At 68.9% G+C, this 553-nt stretch carries 1 protein-coding gene; it reads left to right on the top strand.

Going from position 1 to position 553, the window contains the following annotated elements; translation table 11 throughout:
• Positions 1-515, top strand: a 515-nt coding sequence (locus AC1DYK_RS35545) for an HAD family hydrolase (RefSeq protein WP_478170545.1), incomplete at its 5' end; no start/stop codon positions are given.
• Positions 516-553: the final 38 nt, after the last annotated feature.

The raw sequence follows: 553 nt of genomic DNA, 5'->3' as shown, positions 1-553 counted from the left end.
CCCAAGGCCGCGACAACACGGACGCGTTGAGGATTCTCCGCCCCGACATCGACGTCGGCGCCGAGTACCGTGCGCGCGAAGCCGCCGGCCGCGGCGAGCACCTCGACGAGACGGACCTCTACCCGGATGTTCGGCCGGTCCTCGCGGGACTTCGCAAGCTCGGCGTCCGCGTCCTCGTCGCCGGGAACCAGACCGAGAAGGCCGGCATCCTGCTGCGCGCCTTGGACCTGCCCGCAGACCTCGTCGTCACCTCGGCGGAGTGGGGGGTCGCGAAGCCTGATCCGGCATTCTTCCAGCGGGTTCTGCAGGAGTCCGGTGCTGCTGCTCACGAGACGGTGTACGTCGGTGACCACCCTGCGAACGACGTGTTCCCCGCCAAGGCGGCCGGGCTGCGGGTTGCCCACATTCGCCGCGGACCGTGGGGGAATTGGTGGGGCGACGACCCGGACGTCATTGCGGCCGCGGACTGGTCCATCAACTCACTCACAGACCTGACCGCCATCGTCCACGGGTGACGCAACCCGATGGTCCCACCTGAGAGCTTGTGTCCAGG

The sequence above is a fragment of the Variovorax sp. P2_H12 genome (assembly GCF_056403395.1).
This window is presented reverse-complemented; position numbering and strand designations above follow the sequence as displayed.